Consider the following 25,063-nt stretch of genomic DNA (forward strand, 5'->3'; position numbering starts at 1 on the left):
GCGGTCACCCACTTTCCGTACGCCGACTCGACACCTCCGCCGGCACATCATCCCCAGCCATGCGCTTGCGAAACAACGCCGCCCGGGCCAACAGCAATGTGGTCACCGGCACAGTAATCGCCAGCAGGATCGGAATCAGCCAGGCATGCAGGACCGGCCCTGACTTGAGCGCCGAAAAGAAGATGATCGAGGCCAGGGCCACGCACCAGGCGCCCAGGGTCGAGGCAAGGGCCGGTGGGTGCATGCGTTGGAAGTAATCCTTCATCCGCACCAGGCCGATGGCGCCCACCAGGGCAAACAGGCTGCCGAGCACCAGCAGGATGGCCACGGGTATTTCGACCCACAGGGACAAATGCGCATTCATTCGATCACCTCGCCACGCAGGAGGAATTTGGCCAGGGCGAACGAGCCGACGAAGCCGAACAGCGCGATCAGCAACGCGGCCTCGAAGTAAGTGTCACTGGCATAACGAATGCCCAGCGTCAGCATCATCAGCATCGCCACGATGTACAGGTAGTCCAGGGCCAGGACCCGGTCCTGGGCCGACGGTCCCTTGAACAGGCGGATCAGGGTCAGGATCATTGCCACGCAAAACAGGAACAGGCTCAGCAGGATCGCGTTCGACAGCAAGCTGCTCATTCGAAGATCTCCATCAGGGGGCGCTCGTAGGTCGCCTTGAAGTGCTGGATGAACAGCGCTTCGTCATCCAGGTCGAAGACGTGCAGCAGCAGGATGCTGCGGTCCAGCGCCAGTTCCGACCAGACCGTGCCGGGCACCACCGTGCAGATCATCGACAGCGCGGCCAGGCCGTTGGCGTCGCGCAGGTCCAGCGGTACCTTGATGAACGCCGAACGCGGTGGTCGGCGGCCAGCAGTGAGCACGCCAACGGCGACCGCCAGGTTGGATACCAGCACATCGCGACCGACCAGCAGGAACAGGCGCAGGATCACCCCGGGCCGGCGGATACGGATCGGCAGCGGGCGCAGCTTGCGCATCATCAATGGCGCGCAAAACCCCAGCAGGGCACCCAGCAGCAGGTTGCCGGGGCTCAGCGACAGGTTCAGCAGCAACCACAACAGCCACAGGGCCAGCGATAGCCACGGCGCAGGCAACAGGCGCTTCATGGTTGCACCTCCAGCAACGCCGCCTTGGCCTCAGGGCTTGGCACCGCACGGGTGCCGAGCACGGCCATCACATACTGCTGCGGGTTGTTCAGGGCATTGGCCGCCGCTTGTGTGTAGCGCAACAGCGGTTCTGCCTTGAACGTCAGCAGGATGCTCAGGCACAGCAGGGCGAAAATCGGTAAGCATTCCAGGCGCCGCAGCACAGGCGAGGGGCGTTCTGCCGGGGTCCAGAAACGCTGGATGCCCACACGGGAAAAGGCGATCAGCGACGCCAGTCCCGAGAGAATCAGCAGCGCCAGCAAGCCCCAGGCGGCATTCGAGACCGGCGCGTCGCTGCCGTTGCCCAGGCCCATCGGGTTGAGCAGGGCGCTGAGCAGGCTGAGCTTGCCGATGAACCCGGAAAGCGGCGGCATGCCGATGATCAACAAGGCGCAGGCGATGAAGCTCAGGCCGAGGAACGCCATGGTCCAGGGAATCACCTGGCCGACCACGGCTTTCTGGTCGTCGTCGAGGTTGATGCCCTTGACCGGATGCAACGACTCCAGCGGCCGTGGCAGCATTTCGTTTTCATCCTCCAGGGGGATTTCGTTGGCCGAGCGCGAACGTTCGATCAACTCCGCCAGCAGGAACAGCGCGCTCAGCGCCAGGGTCGAGCTGACCACATAGAACAGGGCCGCACCGATCAGGTTGGGCTGAGCGAAGCCGATGGCCGACAGTAGGATCCCCGCCGACACCAGGATGCTCAGGCTGGCCATGCGTTCCAGGCGTTGCGCCGCGAGGATCGCCAGGGCCGCGCAGACGATGGTGGCCATGCCGCCGTAGATCAGCCAGTCACCACCGAAGTAGGCCGAGGCGCCGGCCTGACCGGAAAACAGCAGGGTCCACAGGCGCAGCAAGGTGTAGATGCCGACCTTGGTCATGATCGCGAACATCGCCGCCACCGGCGCGCTGGCCGAGGAGTAAGCCGGCACCAGCCAGAAATTCAGCGGCCACATCCCGGCCTTGGCCAGGAACGCCACCGCCAGGATGCCCGCGCCCGCGTGCAGCAGGCCGCGATCGGCCTCCGGCACCAGCGGGATCTTCAGCGCCAGGTCGGCCATGTTCAGGGTGCCGGTGACGCCGTAGATCAGCGCCGCGCCGATCAGGAACAGGGTCGAGGCCAGCAGGTTGATCGAGATGTAGTGCAACCCCGACGATACCCGCGCCCGCCCCGAGCCATGCAGCATCAGGCCGTAGGACGCGGCCAGCAGCACTTCGAAAAACACGAACAGGTTGAACAGGTCCGCCGTGAGGAAGGCGCCGTACAGGCCCATCAACTGGATCTGGAACAGCGCGTGGAAGCTCGAACCGGCACTGTCCCAGCGCGCCATGGCGAACAGCAAGGCGCAGACGCCGATGATGCCGGTCAGCACCAGCATCAGCGCCGACAGGCGATCGACCACCAGCACCAGGCCGAACGGCACTTGCCAGTTGCCGGGCAGGTACACGCCGATGGAGCCGGCGATGTCGGTGCTTTGCGTCCATTGCAGCAGCACGACGGAAATACCGAGCCCGAGCAGGCTGGAGAACAGATTGATTTTCGCCTTGAGCGGGCGGTGTTTCTCGCCGAGCATCAGCATGATCGCGGCGGTCAGCAGCGGCAGGAGGATGGGCGCGACGATCAGGTGCGACAACGGATTCATTCCTTAGGCTCCCGGCCATCCACATGGTCGGTGCCGGTCAGGCCCCGGGAGGCCAGCAAGACCACCAGGAACAGCGCGGTCATGGCGAAACTGATGACGATCGCGGTCAGCACCAGCGCTTGCGGCAGCGGGTCGGTGTAGTGCAGCAGGTCCTGCGGCACGCCGTCCTTGATGATCGGCTCCTTGCCGATGAACAGGCTGCCCATGCTGAAGATGAACAGGTTGACGCCATACGACAGCAGGCACAGGCCCATGACCACCTGGAACGTCCGTGGACGCAGGATCAGCCAGACGCCGGAAGCGGCCAGGACGCCGATGGCGATGGCGATGACTTCTTCCATCAGACAGCCTCCTTCATGACGGCGGGTTTTGGCTGGGCCGCGGTCTTGTGGCCCCGTACCGATTGGTGGGCGAGGGCGGTGAGGATCAACAGCGTCGAACCGACCACCACGGCGTACACGCCAACGTCGAAGAACAGGGCGCTGGCGATGTGGATGTCACCCAGCAACGGCAGCTCGAAGTGCCAGGTGTGGGTGGTCAGGAACGGATAGCCGACGACCATCGCGCCGAGGCCGGTGACGGTGGCGAACAGCAGGCCGACGCTCATCCAGCGTAGCGGTCGCAGGCTCATTTGCGCTTCGACCCACTGGGTGCCGGCGACCATGTATTGCAGGATGAACGCCACGGACATCACCAGGCCCGCGACAAAACCGCCGCCTGGCTGGTTGTGGCCGCGCATGAACAGGTAGAACGAGATCACCAGCGCAACCGGCAGCAGCAGGCGCACCAGCACCGCCGGGACCATCATGAAACCGAGTGCGGTGTCGCTGGCGTGGCGCGGGTTGACCAGGTCGGTGACCACGTCGGGCGCGAGCAAGCGCTGTTGGGCTGGCAGCTGCATGCTTTCTTTCGGCGGGCGGAAACGTCGCAGCAGGGCGAACACGGTCAGGGCCACCGCCACCAGCACGGTGATTTCACCCAGGGTGTCGAAGCCGCGGAAGTCCACGAGCATCACGTTGACCACGTTGCTGCCGCCGCCCTCGGGCAGGGCGCGGCTCAGGTAGAAGGAGGAGATGTCGTTTGGCGTCTGCCGGGTCAACATCGCATAGGCCAGCAACGCCATGCCGCCGCCGACCACGGCCGACAGCAGCAGGTCTCGAATACGGCGGATGCGCGCCTTGCGCAGGCTGCTCGGCAGTGGCGAGACCTCTTCGATTCGCCGTGGCAGCCAGCGCAGGCCCAGCAGGATCAGCACCGTGGTCACCACTTCGACCACCAGTTGCGTCAATGCCAGGTCCGGGGCCGAGAACCAGACGAAGGTCACGCAGGTCATCAGGCCGCAGACGCTGACCATGGTCAGGGCGGCCAGGCGGTGATACTTGGCCTGGTACGCGGCACCGAGGGCACAGGCAATCGCCAGTAGCCAGAGGATGACGAACACGATCGACCCCGGAATCTTCGGCCGATCACCCCAATGCAGGCTGCTGTGCAGCATCGGGATCAACCCGGCCAGCACGGCGGCGAGCACCATCAGGAACAATTGGGTTTGCAGGCGCCGGGTGCTGATCCGTCGCTCAAGACGCCGGGCCAGGCGCATCTTGATCACCAGCAGGCGTTCGAACAGACGCTTGCCGTTGAACCGGCCAATCAGCGGTGGGTAACGGAAACGTCCGCGCTTGAGCTGATTGCGCAGCAGCAGGTACAAGAGAATGCCGCCGGACATGGCGACCAGGCTCATGATCATCGGCGCGTTCAGGCCGTGCCAGATCGCCAGGCTGTACTCCGGCAGGGTGCCGCCCACCACCGGCTGCGCAGCGGCAGCGAGCAACGGGCCGACCACTTGCGCCGGGAAGATCCCCACCACCAGGCAGGTGAACACCAGCAGCTCGACCGGCGCACGCATCCAGCGCGGCGGCTCGTGGGGCGTGTGGGGCAGGTCGGTGGCGGTCGGGCCGAAGAACACGTCCACGGTAAAGCGCAGGGAGTAGGCGACGCTGAAGGTCCCGGCGATGGTCGCAACGATCGGCAGGGTGGCTTCGATCCAGGCCGTGGCGTTGATGAACACGGTCTCGGCGAAGAACATCTCCTTGGACAGGAAGCCGTTGAGCAGCGGTACCCCGGCCATCGAGGCGCTGGCGACCATGGCCAGGGTCGCGGTGAACGGAATCAGTTTGAACAGGCCACTGAGCCTGCGGATATCACGGGTGCCGCTTTCGTGGTCGATGATCCCGGCGGCCATGAACAGCGAGGCCTTGAAGGTGGCATGGTTGAGGATGTGGAACACCGCGGCCACGGCGGCCAGCGGGCTGTTGAGGCCCAGCAGCAGGGTGATCAGGCCCAGGTGGCTGATGGTCGAGTAGGCCAGCAGGCCCTTGAGGTCGTTCTGGAACATCGCGCAATAGGCGCCGAGCAACAGGGTGCAGGCGCCGGCGCCGCTGACGATGTAGAACCATTCTTCGCTGCCGGACAGCGACGGCCACAGCCGGGCCAGCAGGAACACCCCGGCCTTGACCATGGTCGCCGAGTGCAGATAGGCCGATACCGGTGTCGGCGCGGCCATGGCGTGGGGCAGCCAGAAGTGGAAGGGGAATTGCGCACTTTTGCTCAGTGCGCCGATCAGGATCAGGGGTAGCAGGATGGGGTAGAGGGCATGTGCGCGAATCATGTCGCCGGCGGCCAGGACCTTGTCCAGGTCATAGCTGCCGACCACATGGCCAAGCAGCATGACCCCCGCCAGCAGGCACAGGCCACCCGCGCCGGTGACCATCAGCGCCATGTAGGCGCCGCGTCGGGCGTCGGCGCGGTGGTGCCAGTAGCCGATCAACAGGAACGAGAAAAGGCTGGTCAGTTCCCAGAAAAACACGATCTGGATCAAATTGCCGGAGATCACCAGCCCGAGCATGGCGCCCATGAACGCCAGGAAAAACGCGAAGAACCGCGGCACCGGATCGTCCGGCGACATGTAGTAGCGGGCGTACAGCGACACCAGCGTGCCGATGCCCAGCACCAGCATCGAGAACAGCCAGGCGAAGCCATCCATGCGCAGGACGAAGTTCAGACCCAGGCTCGGCAGCCAGAAGAATTCTTCGCGGATCACGCCGCCATGGGCGATTTGCGGGTACAGGAGGGCGACCTGGACAGTGCCGATCAGGGCAACCAGGCCAGCCAGAAGTGATTCGGTATTACGCGCGTTGTGTGGCAGCACCGCTGCCAGACAGCTGCCTAAAAAAGGCAGAAGCAGTAGAACTATCAGGGACATAGGCTTCTAATCTGCGGAAGTTTATGAAGCATCATACGTGCCAGCTCCCGGATCGCCAAACGCCAAGCTGTCGCAGAATCCTACAAGGTAGACGGAAAAGTCTTGTTTATCATTGTTTCGAAGGGTGGTAATCAGCAGGTCTGGCCCCTTCGCGAGCAAGCCCGCTCCCACAGGGTGAAACGCGTTCCAAATGTGGGAGCGGGCTTGCTCGCGAAAGCTGTTTATCAAACGCCGCAAATATTGCGGTTCAACCCTGGGTTTCCCGCTCCAACTCTTCCTCAATAACAACGGCCTTACCCTTGGTCTTCAACTCACTGACAATCACCGCCGCCACGATCAACCCCGCACCGAGCAACGCAATCGCCGGCAGCCGCTCCCCGGCGATCCGCCCGACAATTCCGGCCCACACCGGCTCGCCGGCATAGATCAAGGTCGCCCGGGTCGGCGAAACACTCTTCTGCGCCCAGTTCATCGCCACCTGGATCGCCGCACTCGCCGCGCCCAATCCCAGCGCACTGCACAACAGCAGCCAGGAGAAGTCTGGAATGTGTTCCTGGGTCGGCACCACCATCAGGAACGACAGCAGCGACGTCACCGCCAATTGCACCACCGTCACCCGTTTCACATCGACCTGGCCGGCAAAGTTGCTGATCAAGATGATCTCGGCCGCAATGGCAATGGCGCTGATCAACGTGGCGATTTCACCGGGGCTGAAGTTCAGCGCCGCGCCGGAAGGCCCCGACAGCAACATCAACCCGGTAAACGCCAGCATGATGCCGATGCTGGGCATCAGCCCAGGACGACGTCCCAGCACCAGCCATTGCAGCAGCGGCACAAAGGGTACGTACAACGCGGTGATGAATGCCGACTGGCTGCTGGGGATGCTCTGCAACCCCACCGTCTGCAAGCCGTAACCGAGCATGATCGCCACGCCGATAAAGGCCCCGGCCTTGAGTTCGAACAGGGTCAATTGGCGCAGGCTGCGCCAGGAGAACAGGGCGACGATGATCGCGGCGGCGGCAAAGCGCAGGCCGACAAAAAACATCGGGCCGCTGACGGTCATCGCATGCTGGACCAGCAAAAAGGTGCCGCCCCAGACCATGGTGATCAGCACCAGCACGCATTCGGCCTTGCTGAGCCGCAGGAAACGGGAGGAAGCCTGGGAGGAGTTCGCCGACGTCATGATCTTGCACACTATATGAGGGGGACGCACAATGCGTCGCAAGTTGGGCAGTATACTGCGCAACACCACCAAGTGAGCAATATAGTGCACAAAGATTCCTCGCCCCGGGCTTCGGTCCTGCAGCACGTCAGCCAGAACATTCGTCGGTTGCGCCATGCCGCCGACATGAGCCAGACCGCGTTGGCGGAAAAATCCGGGGTCAGCCGGCGGATGCTGGTGGCCATCGAGGCCGGCGAAAAGAACGTCAGCCTGACCACCCTTGACCGGGTGGCCGAAGCACTGGACGTGGCCTTCAGCGACCTGATCCAGGCCCCCGATGTGCGCGACCACAGCCGCATCAACGAGCTGGCCTGGACCGGTACGATCCCCGGCAGCAAGGCGGTGCTGCTGGCCAAGGCCAACGCCAGCCGTGAAGTCGAACTCTGGGAATGGCGCCTCGAACCGGGCGAGCTTTACCCCTCGGAGCCGGACGCCGATGGCTGGAGCGAACAGTTCTACGTCTTCGAAGGCTGCCTGACGGTGATGGTCGGCGATGTGCCGCACAAGATCGCCGCTGGCGAGTTCTTCATGTTCGCCAGTAACCAGCCCCACTCCTATCGCAACGATGGGCCGGTGGCGGTGCGGTTTGTGCGTAACGTGGTGATCTGACTGTTGGCCAGTCGCCGGGACTGCGGGGGGGCCGAGCCATCGCCAGCAAGCCGGCTCCTACAGGTTCCTGGGTCGTTCACAAATTCTGTGGTCGCCTCAAACCCCCTGTGGGAGCGGGCTTGCTCGCGAAAGCGGTGTGACAGACGAAAACGATGTTGGATGTGCCGGCCTCTTCGCGAGCAAGCCCGCTCCCACATTGGACCGAGGCTCCTGGCGCCGACGCCTGTGGGTTGAACATCCATGACCTCGACCGACGCATCCTACTTTGGTACTGCTCGATGAGCCTTCCATGGGTTTGGCGCCTATTATCGTCGAGGATAAACACTGATCAGTGAGAACGGCATGAGTGAAACCCGAAACGGACAGGCAACTGACGCCATCCGTCACGCAGACATCCTGATCATCGGCGGCGGCCTCAGCGGCGCGATGCTGGCGGCGCAGTTGGTGCGCCTGCCGGGCAAGCGCCAGGTGCTGGTGATCGAACCGCGCGCCGAGCTGGGGCGCGGCGAGGCCTACAGCGCCGTGGAGCTGGGGCATACGCTCAACGGCAACGCGGCGCGCATGAGCGTCGACCCGGACAATGCCGATGACCTGACCCAGTGGCTGACCGACTACATTGCGGCCGGTGGCTGGCCGGAGTCGGATGAGCAGCATGTACCCATCAGTGAACTGTTCCCGCCGCGGGGGATTTTCGGCCTGTATGTGCAGCAACGCCTGGCCGAGGCGCAAGCGGTGGGGGCATTGAGCGGCTCAACGGTCGAGCATGTGCGGGCCGAGGTGGTTGATCTGCAAACCGATCCGCAGTCGGTGCACTTGACCTTGAGCGACGGCCAGCGACTGCAAGGCTCTTTTGCGGTGCTCGCGACGGGCATGTTCCCGGCTGCGCGCACGCCGCAGACTGAGTCCAGTGGCTTGAACGCGGCGGCACTCGACCCGTGGGATGTGGCGGCGATGCAGCAGCTCGATCCGCAGTCGACGGTGCTGATCATCGGCTCGGGCCTGACCATGGTCGATGCCGTGGTGTCGCTGGAACAGGCCGGTCATCGCGGGCCGATCGAAGTGTTTTCCCGTCACGGCCTGCTGCCCCATGTGCGGCGCCAGCCACCGGCCTGGGTCGATTTCCTCGCCGAGGACCCGAGCATTCGCACGCCGCGACAGCTGGTACGTGAATTGCGCCGACATTGCCGCGACGCCATCGACCAGGGCATCGATTGGCAGGCCCCACTGGACACGGTGCGGGCGCACATCGGGCGCTTGTGGAACCAGGCCAGCGACGTGCAACGCCGTCAGTTCGTCAGGCATGTCCGGCCGTGGTGGGAAAGCCATCACCATCGCTCGCCGCCGCTGAGCGCCGAGCTGGTGGAGCGCTTGCACGGGGAAGGGCGGTTGCGGATTCAGGCAGCGTCGTTCAAAGGGCTGGAACCTTCTTTGGGTCAAGCAGTGAGTATTCGTATCCGCCGTCGGGGCGAAGGGCAAACGGTGGTGGTCAGTGGCGCGGCGTTGATCAACTCCAGCGGCATCGAATACGACTGGCGTCGGGTGGCTCGACCGCTGCCCCGGCAACTGCTGGCGCGCGGGCTGATCCAGCCGGGACACCTGGCACTCGGCATCGCCGCAAAGGTCGACGGCGCGGTGCTGGATGCCGATGGCCAGGCTGCCAGCCGCTTGTTTGCCATGGGGCCACCGTTGCGCGGGATGTGGTGGGAGAGCACCGCCGTGACGGACGTGGCCAGTCAGGCCAAGGCGTTGGCCGCGCGTCTGGCATCGCCGTAAAGGTTGCGCAATTGAAGAAACCCCGCATTTGGCGGGGTTTCCTGTTTCAGGCAGCCCAAGGCCGTTGATCAATAACGCTGATATTTGGAGCCGAACTCAGGACGGTTTTCCGCGACGTAGAGTTTGTCTTTGTGGTCAGCGCTGACGGTGTTCATGTTCTGTGAGGCCGGTTGGCTGACTTTCACCGCTGCAACGATGGGCGAGGTGGCGTGTGGGGCGGCGATGGCGCCAGTGCTGCCAAGAACCGCAAGGGCGAAGCCGATACCGATGATGCTTTTCATGATGATGCTCCAGAGCGTGGGAAGAAGATGTGGCCACTGTAGGGCTGGAGCATCGCGATGAAAAAACACCTGTACGCATAGTCGTTATCGAGAACAGTGATCCTTGTACGAAAACTGTGGGAGCGAGCTTGCTCGCGATGGGGACCGGTCAGTCGATAATGATGTTGACTGACACGCCGTCATCGCGAGCAAGCTCGCTCCCACAATGGATATCTGTTGTTTTGGAGACCGCGATCAGTAGCGCTGATATTTCGGTGTATCGCTGATGTGTGCCTGAACGGTCCGAAATGGGCTTGTGCGTATCCAGACCGGGTTTCTATACAAACGGATACAAACCTGCGCAAAGATCCCCATCAACTGTGCGCATCGAGCATTTCCACCGGGTAGGAGAATACGTAGCCTTCGCTGCGCACGGTCTTGATGTAGGTCGGTTCCCGGGAGTCGTCCTTGAGCCGTTGGCGCAGGCGGCTGACCAGCAAGTCGATCGAGCGGTCGAACAGGTCGGCGTCGCGGCCCTGGGTCAGGTTGAGCAACTGGTCGCGACTGAGCACCCGTTGCGGATGATCGAGGAATACCCGCAGCAGCCGGTATTCGGCGCCACTGAGGGCCACCAGGGTATCGTCTTCGTCCAGCAGGTGACGGGCGGTGGTGTCCAGGCGCCAGCGACCGAAGCCGAGCATTCGCCCGCTTTCGCTGATCAGCAGGTTGGGTGGCAGCATGCGGGTGCGGCGCAGCACGGCGTTGATCCGCGCCAGCAGTTCGCGGGCGGCGAAGGGTTTGGTCAGGTAGTCGTCGGCGCCCATTTCCAGACCGAGGATGCGGTCGGTTTCGTCATTGCGTGCGGTGAGCATCAGGATCGGCGTGGCCTTGTGCTTGCCCGCGCGCAGTTCGCGGCACAGGACCAGGCCGTCGTCGCCGGGGAGCATGATGTCGAGCACGATCAGGTCGACCTGGTTGCTTTCGAGGAAGCTGCGCATGTGCCGGCCGTCGGGAACCACGGTGGTGCGCAGGCCGTTTTTCTTCAGGTAGTTGCCGACCAGTTCGCGAATTTCACGGTCGTCGTCGACGATCAGGATGTGGTTGACGTGGTCCATCGGTCGATCCTCTTTTTTTGTCGTTGCCGGCCGCTGGGCCAACCATACATTTTGTAGACGCTGGCTTGTCTGGTCGCCGCATCGCATCGATGACGGCCTTACAGCCAACTAATCACTCACGGCTGTAACCAACCCATTGTGGGAGCTGGCCTGCCGGCGATGGCGGCCTGAGAGACGACCTATTATTTGTTGACTAAGTACACCTGACAGACAATCGTCGGCTCTCAGGACGCCATCGCCGGCAGGCCGGCTCCCACAGTAGATCGGGTACGGCCGCGAGAGAGTGGTCGCCTGTCAGACAGATGCACCGCAGCGGCTGATCCTGGAAACAACAAGCCGAAGCATTTGGCTTCGGCTCGCGTTTAACAATTTACATCAACTTGATCACGCAACCACTCGATAACACGGCACATAAGCCGCCCCACCCGGCAGTTTCATCCGGTGCTGGGCGACGAAGGCCTTGAGCAGTTGGTCCAGCGGCTGCATGACGGCCGCGTCACCACGGATCTGGTACGGGCCGTGTTTTTCGATCAGGCGGATGCCCTTGTCCTTGACGTTGCCGGCGACGATGCCGGAGAACGCGCGGCGCAGGTTGGCGGCCAGTTCGTGGGCCGGCAGGTCGCGGCTCAGCTTGAGGTTGGCCATGTTTTCGTGGGTCGGGTCGAAGGGGCGCTGGAAACCTTCGTCGATCTTCAGCAGCCAGTTGAAATGGAACGCGTCGTTGCGTTCGCGACGGAACTGTTTGACCGCCTTGAGGCCCTGGGTCATCTGCCGGGCGACTTCCGCCGGGTTGTCGATGATGATCTGGTAGTGCTTCTTGGCGGCCTCGCCCAGGGTGGCGCCGACGAACGCGTCGAGCTGTTCGAGGTAGGGCGCGGCATGTTTCGGCCCGGTGAGGATGACCGGGAAGGGCAGGCCCTGGTTGTCCGGATGCATCAGGATGCCGAGCAGGTACAGGAATTCTTCGGCGGTACCGGCACCGCCGGGGAAGATGATGATGCCGTGGCCGACGCGGACGAAGGCTTCCAGGCGCTTCTCGATGTCCGGCAGGATCACCAGTTCGTTGACGATCGGGTTCGGTGCTTCGGCAGCGATGATCCCGGGTTCAGTCAGGCCCAGGTAGCGCCCGCCGTGGATGCGCTGCTTGGCATGGGCGATGGTGGCGCCTTTCATCGGGCCTTTCATCACGCCGGGGCCGCAACCGGTGCACACGTCCAGGCTGCGCAGGCCCAGTTCGTGGCCGACTTTCTTGGTGTATTTGTATTCTTCGGTGTTGATCGAGTGACCGCCCCAGCACACCACGATCTTTGGCTCGACGCCGGGGCGCAGGGTGCGGGCGTTGCGCAGCAGGTGGAAGACGTAGTCGCTGATGCCCTGGGAGGTGCTCAGGTCGATGCGTTGGCTGTCGAGTTCGTTTTCGGTGTAGACGATGTCGCGCAGGGCGCTGAACAGCATTTCACGGGTGCTGGCAATCATTTCACCGTCGACGAAGGCGTCGGCCGGGGCGTTCAGCAGTTCCAGGCGTACGCCGCGGTCTTGCTGGTGGATGCGGATTTCGAAGTCCTTGTAGGCTTCGAGGATGGTCTTGGCGTTATCGACGTGGGCGCCGGTGTTGAGGATGGCCAGGGCGCACTGGCGGAAGATGTCGTAGGTGCTGCCGGATCCGGCTTCGCTCAGTTGCTGGACTTCCCGTTGAGAGAGTGTTTCCAGGCTGCCTTTCGGGCTGACCGAAGCATTGATTACTTGTCGTTGGGTCATTCAATGATCCTTAAAACGATGTCATTCACGCGCAAACAACGAATGGCATCCGAATAGAGAGTATCCATGAAAGAAGATGGCACGAACTGCGCGGTCTCGCCACGTCCTCCTTTTGATGATGTATAGATGAAAAGGAGCCCCAGCATAGCTAAATCCGTCGCAGAGGCGATAATGACCCGCGGTCTTTTTGTCCTGCGAGCCTTTTTACCATTGAAGCCAAGGAATCCCGACGTCATGTTCGAAATCCAGCCGATGAACGCCGACGACTATCGGCAACGGACGCGGCGCAGCACGGTGATGATCGCGCTGATCTTCCTGGCGCTGGCGATGGCCCTGTCCACCGCGGCGGTGACTTTGTTCGGCGAGCCCGGCGGGGACAACCTGCGCTTCAACATCGGCGGAGTGTTTGCCGCGGTATTGATCATGGCCGGGTTGATGCGCAAGCTGTTCTGGCATCAGGAATGGATGGCACCGGCGGTCTACAGCTGGCAGCTCAAGCGCAGCCTGATGAGCATCACCAACGTCATGCACCACCTCAAGGCCGCCGTGGAGGCGGGGGATCCGGACGCCATGAAGCTGTTGCGCTTCTATCACCTGGGATTGAGCCAGATGCATCAACTGGACGGTAACTCCAGCGATGATGCGCAATTGCACCGGGAAATGCAGCAGCATGAGGCGCGGATGCAGGCGCTGGGTATCGACCCCCGGCAAACCCGATTGAACCAGGCCTGGCTCGAAGCCCTGAAGCCGCCGCGCAGTTGAACCCGCTCAAACCCGCAGGCGCAGTGTTTCGAAGAGTTGCCGGTCTTCCTTCCTGGCCGAACGCGCATGCCGACGAATGACCTGCAGCAGGCACTCGGTGAAACACTGGGCCGAATGGCTTAACGCGCCATTGCGCCGAGTCACGATGCTCAACTGCCGGGATTCGAATTGTTCGTTCAGGTCCAGGGCCACCAGGCGTCCGAGGAACGGCGGGGCAATGCTGACGATGGAAGGGCCCCAGGTGCACATGTCCGCCCGTTCGACCAGCATCTGCAAGATGGCCAGTGAATGGGCCCGGACGATGCGGTTCTCGTCGATTTGCGCGCCGTGTTGCCAGAACAATGCCTGCATCAACCCGGCGTGGCCGTCCGGCGCATAGTTCAGGGTCCAGTTCTGGTCCAGCAGTTCGTGGATCGAACGCGCATTTTGTCGCGCATGGCCCTCGCGCATCAGCACCGACGTCTGGTAGTCGAGCAGGGTTTCACAGGCAAATTCCTGGGTGGTCTGCGCCGGGTGCAGCTGGCCGATGGCGAAATCCATGCTGCCGTCGCGCAGCAGTGGTTGGGCCACGGCCATCAGGCTTTCGTACAGTTCCAGCCTGATGTGCGGCATCCGCTCGCGAAATGCCAGGACCACTTCAGGCAGGAATGTCAGGGCGATCCAGGGCGTGACCCCGACGCAAAGCCTGCCCTGGGCCTTGCCACGCATGTGATCGAGTTCGGTTTGCGCATGTTCGAGTTGTTTGATCACCAGGCGCGCGTGGGTCAGCAGGACTTTGCCGTACTCGGTGAAGTTCAGGCCGCTGGGGGTTCGGCTGAACAAGGGCAACTGCTGGCTGGTTTCCAGCTCCCGCAGCGCCTTGGTCACGGCCGCCTGGGAGATGTTCAGCGAACGGGCGGCGGCGCGGATGCTGCCGGTCTCGGCGCTGGCGATCAGTGCTTGTAATTGATGCAGTTTCATCTGCTAACCCTTGAGACAACCATTGGTTGTCATCATAACCAAACTGGGCCTCCCCAGCCCAGGGGCTGTTCCCTAAGATCGATTCCAGCAGCGCTTTCCAAGGCGCGCCGCCTCAATCGAAGGAGAACGACAATGGATGCCGGCCAGGTGCTGCCAGGTATTGCAGCGCTACAAGATGAAATGATTGCGTTGCGTCACAAGATTCACGCGCATCCCGAACTGGGCTTTGAGGAGTTTGCTACCAGCGAACTGGTGGCCCGCTGCTTGCGCCAGTGGGGATTCGAGGTCAGCACCGGTGTGGGCAAGACGGGCGTGGTCGGCACCCTGAAAAATGGTGAGGGCCGGTCCATCGGCTTGCGGGCGGACATGGATGCCCTGCCGATTCAGGAAACCACAGGATTGCCCTACGCCAGTCGCAACGACGGGGTCATGCATGCCTGTGGCCACGACGGGCATACGGCAACCCTGCTGACAGCGGCCAGGTACCTGGCGCAAACCCGGGCATTCAAAGGCACGCTGCAGGTGATTTTCCAGCCGGCTGAAGAAGGTCTGGGTGGTGCGCGGAAAATGCTCGAGGACGGCCTGCTCGAGCGTTTCCCCTGCGATGCGATTTTCGCCCTGCATAACGTGCCGGGTCATCCCGTCGGGCATCTGGGATTCTACAGCGGGCCGTTCATGGCCTCTGCCGACACGGTCACGATCAAGATCATCGGCACCGGTGGTCACGGTGCGGTACCGCACAAGGCCGTCGACCCGGTGGTGGTCTGCGCTTCGATCGTGATCGCCCTGCAAAGCATCGTCTCGCGCAACGTCAACCCGCAAGACACGGCGATCATCACCGTCGGCTCCATTCATGCCGGCAGCGCCTCGAATGTCATCCCGGCCAGCGCCGAGATGAGCCTGAGCGTGCGCGCACTGACCCCCGAGATTCGCCAGTTGCTCGAATCGCGGATTACCGCGCTGGTCACTGCACAGGCCGCCAGTTTCGGCGCCCAGGCGCATATCGATTACCAGCATTGCCATCCGGTACTGATCAACGATCCCGCGTCGACCGCGTTTGCCCGCGCCGTCGCCCGTGACTGGTTAGGCGACGAGCAGCTGATCGACGACCTGCGCCCCTTCACCGCCAGTGAAGACTTTGCCTTCATCCTCGAGCAATGCCCCGGCAGCTATCTGGTGATCGGCAACGGCGATGGGGACAGCGGCTGCCTGCTGCACAACCCCGGCTACGACTTCAATGATGCGTGCCTGCCGATCGGCGCGAGTTACTGGGGGTGGACCCCACCTATCCGCCGCTGGAATACAAGCAGCGGGACGGCACGCTGACCGGTTTCGGGGTCGACATTGCCGAGGCGCTTTGCGCGCAGTTGCAGGCGCATTGCGTCTGGGTGGAGAGCAGCTGGGACGGGATGATCCCGGGCTTGCTGGCGCGCAAGTTCGACGCGGTGGCGTCTTCGATGACGGTCACGCCCAAGCGAATGGAGCAGATTGCGTTCACCGACAAGGTGTCGAATGCGCCGGCTCGCCTGGTGGTCAAGCGCGGCTCGGGTTTGCTGCCAACCCTTGAATCGCTCAAGGGCAAACGCATCGGTGTGGAGCAGGGCTCGACGCAGGAGGCCTATGCCAAGGCCGTGTGGGGTTCAAAAGGCGTGGAAGTCCTGTCCTATCAGAACCAGGACCAGGTGTATGCCGATCTGGTGGTGGGACGCCTCGACGCTTCGCTGCAGGGCTCTATCCAGGCCAGTTACGGATTCTTGAACACGGCCGTGGGCAAGGATTACGAGTTCGCCGGCGCCACCCTGGACGATCCGCAGTTTTTCGGCGTGGGCGATGGCATCGGTGTGCGCAAGAACGATGTCGAGTTGCGCGAGGACTTGAACAAGGCCCTGGCGGCGATTCTCGCCGACGGCACTTACGAACGGATCAACAAGAAGTACTTCGATTTCGACGTCTACGGCGCGAAATGACCGGCATGCCCGTTCAGCCCATCCAATAAGAACACTCAATAAGAAGAAGGAGAGTGAAATGCTTCTGGAAGGCTTTGGCCCGCAGATTCTGCTGGGCACCCTGGCCACCATCAAACTGGCGCTCTGGTCGCTGCTGATCGCGGTCCTGGCAGGGCTGCTCGGGGCCAGTTCCAAGCTGTCGTCCAATCGCTTGTTGCGAGCGCTGGCCACCGGCTACACGACGGTTATCCGCAGCATGCCGGACCTGGTGATCATGTTGCTGCTGTTCTTCAGCCTGCAGATGCTGCTCAACCGCATGACCGACTGGCTGGGCATCGGGCAAATCGAGATCGACCCCTTCCTGGCAGGCGTGGTGACGCTGGCGTTCATCTACGGGGCCTACTTTACCGAGACCTTCCGGGGGGCGTTCCAGGCCGTGCCGGCAGGCCAGGTCGAGGCGGCGCGGGCCTACGGCATGAGCCGTGGGCAAACCTTTCGCAAGGTGCTCCTGCCGCAAATGCTGCGCCACGCACTACCAGGCATCGGCAACAACTGGCAGGTGTTGATCAAGTCCACGGCGCTGGTATCGATCATCGGCCTGACCGATGTGGTCAAGGCCACCCAGGATGCGGGCAAGGGCTCGATGCAATTCTTTTACTTCACCCTGGTGGGCGGCCTGATCTACCTGGCGATCACCAGTGTGTCCAACGTCGTCCTGCTGTGGCTGGAGCACCGCTACTCGGTCGGTGTCAGGAAGACCGCGCTATGAACGGTATTCTCGAAGAGTATTGGCAGGCTTACCTGTGGAGCGACGGGCCACACTTTTCCGGGTTGGCGGTGACCTTGTGGCTGCTGATTCTTTCGGTGGTGATCGGGTTTGTGCTGGCGGTTCCGTTGTCGATCGCGCGCGTCAGTCGCAATCCGCTGCTGCGCTTGCCGGTCTGGTGCTACACCTACGTGTTTCGCGGCACGCCTTTGTACATCCAGCTGCTGTTCTTCTACACCGGGGTGTACAGCCTGCATGTGGTCCGCTCCCAGGACTTTCTCAACGCGTTCTTCCGTGACGGATTCAACTGCACGGTGCTGGCGTTCGGGCTCAATACCTGTGCCTACATGACCGAAATCTTTGCCGGCGCCATCCGGGCCACGCCCCATGGCGAAATCGAGGCGGCCAGGGCCTACGGGATGGGGCGGTGGACCCTCTATCGGCGCATCGTATTGCCGTCGGCCCTGCGTCGGGCACTGCCGTTCTTCAGCAACGAAGTGATCCTGATGCTGCATTCCACCTCAGTGGCATTTACCGCCACGGTCCCCGACTTGCTGAAGATTGCCCGTGACGTCAATTCGGCGACCTACGCCTCCTTTACCGCTTTCGGTATTGCCGGGCTGCTGTATGCCGCCAGCGCATTTTTGCTGATCTGGCTGTTTCGTCGTGGCGAACTGCATTGGCTGGCCTACCTCAAGCCGCGCACGCACTGACCCCTATTGGACTTGCTCGAATGTATAAATTGATCGTTGAAGATGTGCACAAGAACTACGGCAGCCATGAAGTCCTGAAGGGGGTATCGCTCAAGGCCCGCGCCGGCGACGTGATCAGCATCATCGGCTCCTCGGGATCCGGCAAAAGCACGTTTCTGCGCTGCATCAACCATCTCGAACAGCCATCGGCCGGGCGCATCATCGTCAATGCCGAAGAACTGCGGACCCGCCGCGATGCCAGGGGACAGCTGTGCGTGGTCGATCCCGGACAATTGCGGGTCATGCGCAGCCAGCTGTCGATGGTGTTCCAGCACTTCAATCTGTGGAGCCACATGACGGTGCTGGACAACATCATCGAGTGCCCGATGAGCGTGCTCGGCGTCGGTCGGGCGCAGGCGACGGAGCGGGCGCGGCATTACCTCGCCAAGGTCGGCCTGCCCGCCAAGGTGGAAGGGCAGTATCCGGTGCATCTATCCGGCGGCCAGCAACAGCGGGTGGCCATTGCCCGGGCGCTGGCCATGGAGCCGCAGGTGATGCTGTTCGACGAGCCGACGTCCGCGCTGGATCCCGAACTGGTCGGTGAGGTGCTCAAGGTCATGCAGCAACTGGCCGAGGAGGGCCGGACCATGGTGGTGGTCACCCATGAAATGGCGTTCGCCCGGCAGGTCTCCAACCACGTCATGTTTCTGCATCAGGGCCGGGTGGAGGAGCAGGGCGCACCGGCCAGCGTCCTGGAGTATCCGCGAAGCGAGCGGCTGCAGCAGTTCCTGGCGGGGAGCCTGAAGTAACGCTGCACGGAATGTCGCAACAGCCCATGTATACTGGTCGTGGTTAAAATGGCGAATGGGACAATTCGCCATGGCATGAGTATCCAGGGAGTTTCATGGGGCATCCGTCTAACAACGAGCGTATCGAAAAAAACCGCTACGGCGTCGCCAGGCTCAAGACTCGCTCGGCCGTGACGCTGATGATCGCCGTCTGCCTGTCGATGGTAGTGATCGTGAGCTGGGAAACCTGGAGCTCGCGCCAGTACCATCTGCATGACAAGGAAGTGGCGATGTCCAACCTTGCGCAGACCCTGGCCTCCCAGGCACAGGCGTCGATCAAGCAAGCCGACACGCTGCTGTTCACCCTGGTCGATCGCCTGGAGAACGACGGCATCGAACAGGGCCGGCTCGATCGCCTGCAACGCTTGCTGCGCGCCCAGCGCAGTGAGTTGCGTCAGCTCCATGGGCTGTTCGTCTATGACGAAACCGGCAAGTGGGTCGCCAACTCCAATGGTGCCGAGGTGGGGGGCGCGAACAACTCCGACCGTGAGTACTTCATCTATCATCGCGACCATCCAGACCGCGGCCCGCACATCGGCCCATCGATCAAGAGCCGCTCCAGCGGTGAATGGATCATGACGGTGTCACGGCGGATCAATTATCCGGACGGCCGTTTTGCCGGCGTGGCCCTGGCCACGATCTACCTCAGCCATTTCCTGCAGCTTTACGATGGCATCGACATGGGCAGGAACGGCGTGATCAACCTGATCGCCGACGATGCCAGCATCGTCGTGCGCCGGCCGTTCCACGAGGCGGAGATCGGCACCAGCCTGGCCAAGAGCCCATTGTTCACCCGGCTGTTGCCACAGGGCAGTTCGGGGACGGCAACGATGCGATCGATCGTGGATGGCGTCGAGCGGGTCGTGGGCTTTCGCCGGGTCGAGGGGTATCCGCTGATCGTCTTTACCGCGCTGAACAAGGATGAAGTCTTGGCCAGCTGGCGCCAGGAGTCCTTGCTCAGTGCGGGCATCGTCGCGCTGCTGCTCGGGGGACTGGGGGTGCTCGGTTATCGCCTGATCCGGTTGATGAAGAAGCAGGACCGCATCCAGGGCGAGTTGCTCGGCACACAGGAGCGGCTGCTGGAGCTCAATCGCAACCTTGAGTTGCTGGCGCTGGAGGACGCGCTCACGGGCCTGGCCAATCGACGCCAGTTCGACCTGTTCATCCAGGCGGAAATGAGCCGCGCCCGGCACAACGTGTCGGGACTGGCGCTGCTGATGATCGATGTCGATCACTTCAAGCCTTTCAACGATCGCTACGGCCACCTGGCCGGCGATGAGTGCCTGCGCAAGATCGCCGGGATCATTACCGAGCACATCAAGCGCCCTGGCGATCTGGCTGCGCGTTTTGGCGGCGAGGAGTTTGCCGTGGTGCTGCCGGGGACTGACTACGTCGGCGCTTTCCTGCTGGCGGAGAAAATCCGCCATGCGGTGCAGGCCGCCAGCTTGCCGCACAGTGAAAGTCCGGATGGCAAGGTCACCGTCAGCGTGGGGGTCTGCGGTTACGATCCGGCGTCGCAAGCCCAGACCGGCGAGCTGATCGGCGCGGCCGACAAGGCGCTGTACGTGGCCAAGGCCAGCGGGCGCAACATGAGCGTGATTGCCAACTGAGGCTCAGGCAAAGCGGTCGCTGCCCTGTACCAGCCGGGTGCACAGGTAGGATTGCTTGAGCTTTTCCAGCCACCAGCCCAAAGCACGCCCGTCGTGATCACCGCGCCAGCCGGCATACAGGATGTTCGGCTCGCGCGGGTCGGCAATCTGCTTTTCAACCAGCGAGCCATTGCTCAGTAACGAGCCGACCCGGTGCCTGGGTAGCTACGTCCTGCATCAGGCGCGCCGCCTCGTTGACCAGCAATTCACCCGCCGGGGTGAGTTGCAGGCGATAGCGCCGGCGATCGAACAGCAGGGCATCGGAGCGTTCTTCCAGTTGCCGCGCGGCATAGGACACCGTCGAGGGCGCCTTGCCGAGGTAGGCGGCGGCCCGCGACAGGCTGCCGGTCTCGCGGATCGCTTGCAGCAGCGTCAGGTCTTCAGTCGACAGCATGGACCGGGTCCTCGTGTTTGCCGTAGGCGTTACAGTCGGCGTTTCCTCTGCCGGATCAATCGAAGATAGACCAGTACGTTAACCAGCAGTACTGCACCGCCCAGTCCGAGCTGGATGGCCGGCGTCAGCCCTGCCGGGTAAATGATCGGCCACACGTAGTGTTCGATGAAGCCAGCGCCGTAGCCCGTTTCCCCTGCGGCCTGGCGCATGCTGTTTTCCCAGCGTGTCAGCGGGCAGGGCAGGTGGAACAGCTCCACCGCCACGCCCCAGGTGGCGGCAGGCAGGTGCCACATCATCAGGCGCGGCCATTTGAGCACCAGCAGGCCGCCGCCCACCACGAACACAATGAACGCCAGGTGCAACAGCACCAGGCCGTCGGCGGCGATTCGGTAGAGCATGTCGACCTCCTGGCGCGGCAGTTCAATCGCGCCATGATACTGCCTGGCGCTCTATCGATTGTCGCTGGCCAGCGCGCCGAGCACCTCCTTCAAACGCGTGACCATGGCCTCGCTGCTGCGTTGCATCGGCGCGCGCAGCTCATCGCCGATCAAACCTTGCAGGGCCAGCGCGGTTTTCACCGGCGCGGGATTGGGTTCGATGAACAGGCTCTGGATCAGCGGCAGCAGCTGGAAGAACGTGGCACGGGCGGCCGCCAGCTGGTGGTCGCGAACTTGTCGGTACAAGGTCACGAAACGATCGGTATGGACATGCGCCGATGCGGCAATCGCGCCTTTGGCGCCCAGGCACAGGGCATTGAAGATCTGGTTGTCTTCACCGCACAGCACGTCGACCTTGCCGCTGGCCAGCAATGCCAGGGTGTTGTTCAGGTTGCCGCCACAGTCCTTGATCGCGACGATGCGCTCATGGGCGACGATGTTCAACAAGGTCCCCTGGTCGAAGGTCACGCCGGTGCGGTAGGGGATGTCGTACAGGATCAGCGGCACGCTGGAGGCATCGGCGACCGTCTGGAAAAACCTTTCGAGCCCGGCCTGGGACGGCCGGATGTAATAGGGCGGCGGCACCAGCAGGCCGGCCACCGGGCGCTTGAGAATCTCCTCCTGAAAGTGCAGCAGCTCGATCAGGTTGTTGCCGGCGAGGCCCATGACCACCTGCTCAGCCGGCACCTGCTCCAGCACCGCATCGAGCACCGCCAGCTGCTCGTGCTTGCCCATGGCCGCCGGTTCGCCGGTGGTGCCACAGACAATCAGGCCGTCGACGCCACTTTCCAGCAGATGGCTGACCAGCCGGCGCAAACCGATGAAATCGATGGCGCCATGGTGGAACGGCGTAACGAGGGGAACCCAGATACCTTGGAACGATGACATGCACTTTCTCCTGATGGTTGACCGATTTCGTCACCGTCAGAAGGGCAGGAGGAGGTAAGCAAGGGGCGGGTGGTCCGTCGCGCTCAATGTCCTGTCAGCTCATCTGACGGGACAGCGCGCCCCGGTCACATGAGCGACTGTTTCTTCGATTTAAGGGTGCGCGCAACACGAGCCTGGGCCTTGGCAGTCAAGCCAATGACACAAGCGTCGAGATTGAAGGTTGCGGACATCTTTGTTTACACCCTGAATGAGGCGCCCAGTTTTAAAAGCCGGCGGGTGGTTTGTCAATCAGGAAAATGCGGCATCGTCATGTTGAGCGAGGCAGCAGCCAGTGCAAACTGCGCAAGATTGTTCAAGCCATCGGCCGTGACTGCTGGCAAAGTCTGCGGTCTTTCCCTGGCTGCAGAGCGTTATGTCCAACTCACTCATGCCGCGCAGCGCGTTTTTACGTGGCGCCGTGGCGATCATGCCGTTATCCCTGGCGACGGCCCCCTGGGGCTTGCTGGCCGGGTCCATGGCCATCGAAGCCAACCTCACACCCCTGCAAGGCCAGGGCTTGTCGAGCATCGTGTTTGCCGGCGCCGCGCAATTGGTGGCGATCGGCATGCTCAAGGGCGGGGCCGGGATCTTTTCGATCCTGCTGACCACTTTGCTGCTGACCTCCCAGCATCTGCTCTACGGCATGAGCCTGCGTTCGGTGATCTCGCCGTTGCCGGGGCGCTGGCGCGCGGGCCTGGGCTTCTTGCTCACCGATGAACTGTTCGCCCTGGTCAGCCAGCACGACAGGCAACAGTTCAATCGCTGGTACGCCCTGGGTGTGGGCCTGACGTTCTACATCGCCTGGAACCTCTTCACCCTGGCGGGCATTGTGCTTGGCAGCAGCATTCCCGGCCTGGAACACCTGGGGCTGGACTTCTCCATCGCGGCCACCTTCATCGCCCTGATCACCCCGGTGGTGCGCAACGTGCCGACCGTGGTCTGCGTCGCGGTCTCGCTGTTCTGCTCGGTGCTGTTCAGCTACTGGCAATGGGGCTCGGCCCTGGTGCTGTCGGGGCTGGCCGGCATGACCGCCGGGTTTATCTGCAACAAATTCCATGGAGCACGCACATGATGGTCTGGGCAGTTATTTTCGGCATGGGCGTGCTGGTGTTTCTCAACCGCTATGTGTTCCTCGAACCGCGTCTGCCGGTGCGCCTGAGCAGCAATGCCCGGCAGTTCCTCGGCTTCGCCGTGCCGGGCATGCTGACCGCGATCTGCGGGCCGATCGTGTTCATGCCGGACAAGCAACTGAACCTGCAATGGGACAACCCCTACCTGATCAGTTCGCTGGTGGCCGTCGGCCTGGTGCTGTACACCCGCAACACCCTGCTCAGCATGTTGTTGAGCATGGGCTTTTTCTTTTTGCTGCGTTGGTGGCTGTAAGTCGGGCGCGGGAAATTGTTCTACGCTTCAAGTTGATGACCAATCCCTTTTCAGGAAGAGAGGTGAGCACATGGCAACAGAGCAAAAACAACCGGATCCGGATGTAGACGAGGATGAACCGACGGAAGAAGAAATCGAACAGCAGAAGCGTTCGACTCCGGACTGGAAACATCCCGACGATGGCAAGGATTTGTCGGAACCTGACCGCAAGTTTTAAGCAACCTGCGAACACTGCAACTGTGTAGGAGCGAGCTTGCTCGCGAAAAACTCGAGAACGCCGCGGGGCATCAGGTACCCCGCGTCATCGTTGACGACCATCGCGAGCAAGCCCGCTCCTACAGGGTTGCGTTTATTCCAGCAACGGCGGGAAATCAGGGTGCGTGGCCCGATAACCCAGCTTCCTGTCAATCCAGGCGTTCAGTTCGTTGACCATCACCGGGGGCTTGCCCGGATAGCTTTCGAGTATTGAACTCAGGACTTCTTTGATATTGGGAATGGAAAGCAAGTTACGGGTCTGTATGTATTGCCCGATGAAACAGTCGAGTTGGTAGTGCTCTGTCTTTGTAAGATAAATGCACGCCAGACTCGCGACTTGATCAATTGTAAAATCGTCGCGCAATTGAGTTCTCTGCAAGGCTTGATGTATGGGATTTCCTTAATTGTTGACTCTTTGGTCAATTGGTATGCCACTCGGCAATACGGCGCGAATCCTAGCGGCAGTGCCGACAAATGTATGTAAGACCATGGCGTTGTCTGACAAGCGGTGGAAGCATCAAAGTGCCATGCTTTTACAGGTGTTATTCCTTCAAAGCGTCAATCAATCCGGGCCCCTGATTCCTGACATTGCCCACCGCCTTGTCGACCCGGTACCACTCAAAAGCGCCACTTTCTTCGCCCTGTAGCAGCGCCATCTGCTCGGCACGTTCCCTGGGCGTCGCCGGGTCCAGCCATTCCCGCGCCAGTTCGGCGTTGAACACCACCGGTCGACGATCATGCACGTCCAGCATGCCGCCCGCGCTGTCGGCGGTGATGATGACAAAGCCGTCGTCGTCCCTGGGGGCTGCACCGCCCATCGGGAATTGCCCGATCGCCGCACAGAAGACCGGCCCCTGGTCGCGCCGGCGAATCAGCCAGGGTTGCCGGGTGCCGTCCCCGGCATCGACCCATTCGAACCAGTTGTCCACCGGGCAGATGGCGCGATGGGGCCAGATCGCTCGAAAGAACGGGCCGTGGGCGACTTTCTCGACCCGCGCATTGATCGGCGCCGCACGATCCTTCGCCCAGTGCGGTCGCCAGCCCCAGCGCTGCGAGTCGGCGTGCAGGCCGTCGTTCTCCAGGTGCAACAGCGCGAGCTGGGTGGTGGGCGCGGCGTTGTAGCGCCCCAGCGGCTGATCGCCGACCTGGTTGAGCAAGGCATCGGGAATGCTCAGCACCGCCACGAAATCGTGGATGCCCCGGTATTGCGACAATCGTCCACACATCGATCGAACCCTCCGG

27 protein-coding genes and 2 pseudogenes are annotated in these 25,063 nt (G+C 62.4%); 12 read left to right on the plus strand and 17 right to left on the minus strand.

The window, feature by feature from the left end:
• Positions 1–4: 4 nt before the first annotated feature.
• From ACM6I6_RS05325 to ACM6I6_RS05355, 7 genes are all read right to left on the minus strand, one after another.
• Entirely contained in the window at positions 5–364 is a 360-nt protein-coding gene (locus ACM6I6_RS05325; RefSeq protein WP_274077443.1) for a Na+/H+ antiporter subunit G, read from the minus strand.
• On the minus strand, positions 361–639 hold the full coding sequence (locus tag ACM6I6_RS05330; protein WP_008063386.1) for a K+/H+ antiporter subunit F: 279 nt from the start codon (positions 637–639) through the stop codon (positions 361–363). The genes ACM6I6_RS05325 and ACM6I6_RS05330 overlap by 4 nt, the downstream gene beginning before the upstream one ends.
• Positions 636–1,124, minus strand: coding sequence for a Na+/H+ antiporter subunit E (locus ACM6I6_RS05335; protein WP_274077442.1), 489 nt, complete (start codon positions 1,122–1,124; stop codon positions 636–638). Before ACM6I6_RS05335 ends, ACM6I6_RS05330 begins: the two co-directional genes overlap by 4 nt.
• Positions 1,121–2,806 carry a monovalent cation/H+ antiporter subunit D gene (locus ACM6I6_RS05340; protein WP_274077441.1) on the minus strand — a complete coding sequence of 562 codons (1,686 nt, stop codon included), beginning with the start codon at positions 2,804–2,806 and terminating at the stop codon, positions 1,121–1,123. The genes ACM6I6_RS05335 and ACM6I6_RS05340 overlap by 4 nt, the downstream gene beginning before the upstream one ends.
• A complete protein-coding gene (locus ACM6I6_RS05345; RefSeq protein ID WP_007986256.1) occupies positions 2,803–3,147 on the minus strand; it encodes a Na+/H+ antiporter subunit C in 345 nt (114 codons plus the stop codon). Before ACM6I6_RS05345 ends, ACM6I6_RS05340 begins: the two co-directional genes overlap by 4 nt.
• Entirely contained in the window at positions 3,147–6,065 is a 2,919-nt protein-coding gene (locus tag ACM6I6_RS05350) for a monovalent cation/H+ antiporter subunit A (RefSeq protein ID WP_323608039.1), read from the minus strand. The genes ACM6I6_RS05345 and ACM6I6_RS05350 overlap by 1 nt, the downstream gene beginning before the upstream one ends.
• 247 nt (positions 6,066–6,312) lie before the next feature.
• Positions 6,313–7,338, minus strand: coding sequence for a DMT family transporter (locus ACM6I6_RS05355; RefSeq protein ID WP_323628279.1), 1,026 nt, complete (start codon positions 7,336–7,338; stop codon positions 6,313–6,315).
• On the opposite strand from ACM6I6_RS05355, the gene ACM6I6_RS05360 reads away from it, so the two are divergent.
• Complete coding sequence (locus ACM6I6_RS05360; RefSeq protein WP_414919550.1) at positions 7,333–7,896, plus strand: helix-turn-helix domain-containing protein; 564 nt, start codon at positions 7,333–7,335, stop codon at positions 7,894–7,896. The two genes, ACM6I6_RS05355 and ACM6I6_RS05360, sit on opposite strands and share 6 nt — an antisense overlap.
• A gap of 342 nt (positions 7,897–8,238) precedes the next feature.
• Positions 8,239–9,669, plus strand: a complete 1,431-nt coding sequence (locus ACM6I6_RS05365; RefSeq protein WP_323608042.1) for an FAD/NAD(P)-binding protein — start codon at positions 8,239–8,241, stop codon at positions 9,667–9,669.
• Positions 9,670–9,737: 68 nt separating this feature from the next.
• On the opposite strand, the gene ACM6I6_RS05370 is transcribed toward ACM6I6_RS05365, so the two are convergent.
• The 4 genes from ACM6I6_RS05370 to ACM6I6_RS05385 form a co-directional block, all read right to left on the minus strand.
• On the minus strand, positions 9,738–9,950 hold the full coding sequence (locus ACM6I6_RS05370) for a hypothetical protein (protein WP_274077436.1): 213 nt from the start codon (positions 9,948–9,950) through the stop codon (positions 9,738–9,740).
• Positions 9,951–10,303: 353 nt separating this feature from the next.
• A complete protein-coding gene (locus ACM6I6_RS05375) occupies positions 10,304–11,044 on the minus strand; it encodes a response regulator (protein ID WP_323608043.1) in 741 nt (246 codons plus the stop codon).
• A gap of 384 nt (positions 11,045–11,428) precedes the next feature.
• Positions 11,429–12,802 carry a nucleotide 5'-monophosphate nucleosidase PpnN gene (gene ppnN, locus ACM6I6_RS05380; protein WP_323608044.1) on the minus strand — a complete coding sequence of 458 codons (1,374 nt, stop codon included), beginning with the start codon at positions 12,800–12,802 and terminating at the stop codon, positions 11,429–11,431.
• Positions 12,799–13,038, minus strand: coding sequence for a hypothetical protein (locus ACM6I6_RS05385; protein WP_274077433.1), 240 nt, complete (start codon positions 13,036–13,038; stop codon positions 12,799–12,801). The genes ppnN and ACM6I6_RS05385 overlap by 4 nt, the downstream gene beginning before the upstream one ends.
• Between ACM6I6_RS05385 and ACM6I6_RS05390 the strand changes: the two genes are divergently transcribed.
• Positions 13,037–13,564, plus strand: a complete 528-nt coding sequence (locus ACM6I6_RS05390; RefSeq protein WP_414919551.1) for a DUF3087 family protein — start codon at positions 13,037–13,039, stop codon at positions 13,562–13,564. The two genes, ACM6I6_RS05385 and ACM6I6_RS05390, sit on opposite strands and share 2 nt — an antisense overlap.
• A gap of 6 nt (positions 13,565–13,570) precedes the next feature.
• On the opposite strand, the gene ACM6I6_RS05395 is transcribed toward ACM6I6_RS05390, so the two are convergent.
• Positions 13,571–14,524 carry a LysR substrate-binding domain-containing protein gene (locus ACM6I6_RS05395; RefSeq protein ID WP_414919552.1) on the minus strand — a complete coding sequence of 318 codons (954 nt, stop codon included), beginning with the start codon at positions 14,522–14,524 and terminating at the stop codon, positions 13,571–13,573.
• Positions 14,525–14,656: 132 nt separating this feature from the next.
• Between ACM6I6_RS05395 and ACM6I6_RS05400 the strand changes: the two genes are divergently transcribed.
• The 6 genes and pseudogenes from ACM6I6_RS05400 to ACM6I6_RS05425 all read left to right on the plus strand — a co-directional run bounded on the left by ACM6I6_RS05400 (position 14,657) and on the right by ACM6I6_RS05425 (position 20,386).
• A complete protein-coding gene (locus tag ACM6I6_RS05400) occupies positions 14,657–15,850 on the plus strand; it encodes a M20 aminoacylase family protein (protein ID WP_414919553.1) in 1,194 nt (397 codons plus the stop codon).
• A pseudogene (locus ACM6I6_RS05405) lies at positions 15,793–16,491 on the plus strand (ABC transporter substrate-binding protein); the annotation flags it as partial. The gene ACM6I6_RS05400 and the pseudogene ACM6I6_RS05405, both read left to right, overlap by 58 nt.
• A gap of 58 nt (positions 16,492–16,549) precedes the next feature.
• The gene (locus ACM6I6_RS05410) at positions 16,550–17,239 is read left to right on the plus strand and encodes an ABC transporter permease (protein WP_406592436.1); all 690 of its coding nucleotides are present in this window, start codon (positions 16,550–16,552) and stop codon (positions 17,237–17,239) included.
• Positions 17,236–17,949, plus strand: a complete 714-nt coding sequence (locus ACM6I6_RS05415; protein ID WP_274077427.1) for an ABC transporter permease — start codon at positions 17,236–17,238, stop codon at positions 17,947–17,949. The genes ACM6I6_RS05410 and ACM6I6_RS05415 overlap by 4 nt, the downstream gene beginning before the upstream one ends.
• Before the next feature lie 20 nt (positions 17,950–17,969).
• The gene (locus ACM6I6_RS05420) at positions 17,970–18,737 is read left to right on the plus strand and encodes an ABC transporter ATP-binding protein (protein WP_406592437.1); all 768 of its coding nucleotides are present in this window, start codon (positions 17,970–17,972) and stop codon (positions 18,735–18,737) included.
• A gap of 95 nt (positions 18,738–18,832) precedes the next feature.
• On the plus strand, positions 18,833–20,386 hold the full coding sequence (locus tag ACM6I6_RS05425) for a sensor domain-containing diguanylate cyclase (RefSeq protein ID WP_414919554.1): 1,554 nt from the start codon (positions 18,833–18,835) through the stop codon (positions 20,384–20,386).
• Positions 20,387–20,389: 3 nt separating this feature from the next.
• On the opposite strand, the pseudogene ACM6I6_RS05430 reads toward ACM6I6_RS05425, so the two are convergent.
• From ACM6I6_RS05430 to dapA, 3 genes and pseudogenes are all read right to left on the minus strand, one after another.
• Positions 20,390–20,819 (minus strand): annotated as a pseudogene (locus tag ACM6I6_RS05430) (LysR family transcriptional regulator).
• A gap of 29 nt (positions 20,820–20,848) precedes the next feature.
• Complete coding sequence (locus ACM6I6_RS05435; RefSeq protein ID WP_274077424.1) at positions 20,849–21,217, minus strand: DUF2784 domain-containing protein; 369 nt, start codon at positions 21,215–21,217, stop codon at positions 20,849–20,851.
• Positions 21,218–21,268: 51 nt separating this feature from the next.
• Positions 21,269–22,144 (minus strand): 4-hydroxy-tetrahydrodipicolinate synthase, encoded by an 876-nt coding sequence (dapA, locus tag ACM6I6_RS05440; RefSeq protein ID WP_323608051.1) that lies wholly within the window; start codon positions 22,142–22,144, stop codon positions 21,269–21,271.
• Positions 22,145–22,556: 412 nt separating this feature from the next.
• Between dapA and ACM6I6_RS05445 the strand changes: the two genes are divergently transcribed.
• From ACM6I6_RS05445 to ACM6I6_RS05455, 3 genes are all read left to right on the plus strand, one after another.
• Positions 22,557–23,255: an AzlC family ABC transporter permease gene (locus tag ACM6I6_RS05445; RefSeq protein WP_274077422.1), complete on the plus strand. Its 699-nt coding sequence runs from the start codon at positions 22,557–22,559 to the stop codon at positions 23,253–23,255.
• A complete protein-coding gene (locus ACM6I6_RS05450) occupies positions 23,255–23,566 on the plus strand; it encodes an AzlD domain-containing protein (RefSeq protein ID WP_175649005.1) in 312 nt (103 codons plus the stop codon). The genes ACM6I6_RS05445 and ACM6I6_RS05450 overlap by 1 nt, the downstream gene beginning before the upstream one ends.
• Before the next feature lie 70 nt (positions 23,567–23,636).
• Positions 23,637–23,783, plus strand: coding sequence for a hypothetical protein (locus tag ACM6I6_RS05455; protein ID WP_274077421.1), 147 nt, complete (start codon positions 23,637–23,639; stop codon positions 23,781–23,783).
• Between the two features lie 132 nt (positions 23,784–23,915).
• On the opposite strand, the gene ACM6I6_RS05460 is transcribed toward ACM6I6_RS05455, so the two are convergent.
• Together ACM6I6_RS05460 and ACM6I6_RS05465 are read right to left on the minus strand one after the other, a co-directional pair.
• A complete protein-coding gene (locus ACM6I6_RS05460; protein ID WP_274077420.1) occupies positions 23,916–24,185 on the minus strand; it encodes a hypothetical protein in 270 nt (89 codons plus the stop codon).
• Between the two features lie 178 nt (positions 24,186–24,363).
• On the minus strand, positions 24,364–25,047 hold the full coding sequence (locus ACM6I6_RS05465; RefSeq protein WP_414919555.1) for an SOS response-associated peptidase: 684 nt from the start codon (positions 25,045–25,047) through the stop codon (positions 24,364–24,366).
• Positions 25,048–25,063 lie beyond the last annotated feature (16 nt).

The organism is Pseudomonas sp. IT-P218 (assembly GCF_949767605.1).
Taxonomy (GTDB): Bacteria; Pseudomonadota; Gammaproteobacteria; order Pseudomonadales; family Pseudomonadaceae; genus Aquipseudomonas; species Aquipseudomonas putida_AE.

Bases quoted from the DNA above. Each gene is read 5' to 3' on its own strand.
- dapA (WP_323608051.1), bottom strand. From the start codon at position 22,144: ATGTCATCGTTCCAAGGTATCTGGGTTCCCCTCGTTACGCCGTTCCAC.
- ACM6I6_RS05465 (WP_414919555.1), bottom strand. From the start codon at position 25,047: ATGTGTGGACGATTGTCGCAATACCGGGGCATCCACGATTTCGTGGCG.
- ACM6I6_RS05415 (WP_274077427.1), top strand. From the start codon at position 17,236: ATGAACGGTATTCTCGAAGAGTATTGGCAGGCTTACCTGTGGAGCGAC.
- ACM6I6_RS05425 (WP_414919554.1), top strand. From the start codon at position 18,833: ATGGGGCATCCGTCTAACAACGAGCGTATCGAAAAAAACCGCTACGGC.
- ACM6I6_RS05385 (WP_274077433.1), bottom strand. From the start codon at position 13,038: ATGACGTCGGGATTCCTTGGCTTCAATGGTAAAAAGGCTCGCAGGACA.
- ACM6I6_RS05445 (WP_274077422.1), top strand. From the start codon at position 22,557: ATGTCCAACTCACTCATGCCGCGCAGCGCGTTTTTACGTGGCGCCGTG.
- ACM6I6_RS05330 (WP_008063386.1), bottom strand. From the start codon at position 639: ATGAGCAGCTTGCTGTCGAACGCGATCCTGCTGAGCCTGTTCCTGTTT.
- ACM6I6_RS05450 (WP_175649005.1), top strand. From the start codon at position 23,255: ATGGTCTGGGCAGTTATTTTCGGCATGGGCGTGCTGGTGTTTCTCAAC.
- ACM6I6_RS05325 (WP_274077443.1), bottom strand. From the start codon at position 364: ATGAATGCGCATTTGTCCCTGTGGGTCGAAATACCCGTGGCCATCCTG.
- ACM6I6_RS05420 (WP_406592437.1), top strand. From the start codon at position 17,970: ATGTATAAATTGATCGTTGAAGATGTGCACAAGAACTACGGCAGCCAT.
- ACM6I6_RS05370 (WP_274077436.1), bottom strand. From the start codon at position 9,950: ATGAAAAGCATCATCGGTATCGGCTTCGCCCTTGCGGTTCTTGGCAGC.
- ACM6I6_RS05345 (WP_007986256.1), bottom strand. From the start codon at position 3,147: ATGGAAGAAGTCATCGCCATCGCCATCGGCGTCCTGGCCGCTTCCGGC.
- ACM6I6_RS05455 (WP_274077421.1), top strand. From the start codon at position 23,637: ATGGCAACAGAGCAAAAACAACCGGATCCGGATGTAGACGAGGATGAA.
- ACM6I6_RS05335 (WP_274077442.1), bottom strand. From the start codon at position 1,124: ATGAAGCGCCTGTTGCCTGCGCCGTGGCTATCGCTGGCCCTGTGGCTG.
- ppnN (WP_323608044.1), bottom strand. From the start codon at position 12,802: ATGACCCAACGACAAGTAATCAATGCTTCGGTCAGCCCGAAAGGCAGC.
- ACM6I6_RS05435 (WP_274077424.1), bottom strand. From the start codon at position 21,217: ATGCTCTACCGAATCGCCGCCGACGGCCTGGTGCTGTTGCACCTGGCG.
- ACM6I6_RS05390 (WP_414919551.1), top strand. From the start codon at position 13,037: ATGTTCGAAATCCAGCCGATGAACGCCGACGACTATCGGCAACGGACG.
- ACM6I6_RS05395 (WP_414919552.1), bottom strand. From the start codon at position 14,524: ATGAAACTGCATCAATTACAAGCACTGATCGCCAGCGCCGAGACCGGC.
- ACM6I6_RS05375 (WP_323608043.1), bottom strand. From the start codon at position 11,044: ATGGACCACGTCAACCACATCCTGATCGTCGACGACGACCGTGAAATT.
- ACM6I6_RS05365 (WP_323608042.1), top strand. From the start codon at position 8,239: ATGAGTGAAACCCGAAACGGACAGGCAACTGACGCCATCCGTCACGCA.
- ACM6I6_RS05350 (WP_323608039.1), bottom strand. From the start codon at position 6,065: ATGTCCCTGATAGTTCTACTGCTTCTGCCTTTTTTAGGCAGCTGTCTG.
- ACM6I6_RS05400 (WP_414919553.1), top strand. From the start codon at position 14,657: ATGGATGCCGGCCAGGTGCTGCCAGGTATTGCAGCGCTACAAGATGAA.
- ACM6I6_RS05340 (WP_274077441.1), bottom strand. From the start codon at position 2,806: ATGAATCCGTTGTCGCACCTGATCGTCGCGCCCATCCTCCTGCCGCTG.
- ACM6I6_RS05410 (WP_406592436.1), top strand. From the start codon at position 16,550: ATGCTTCTGGAAGGCTTTGGCCCGCAGATTCTGCTGGGCACCCTGGCC.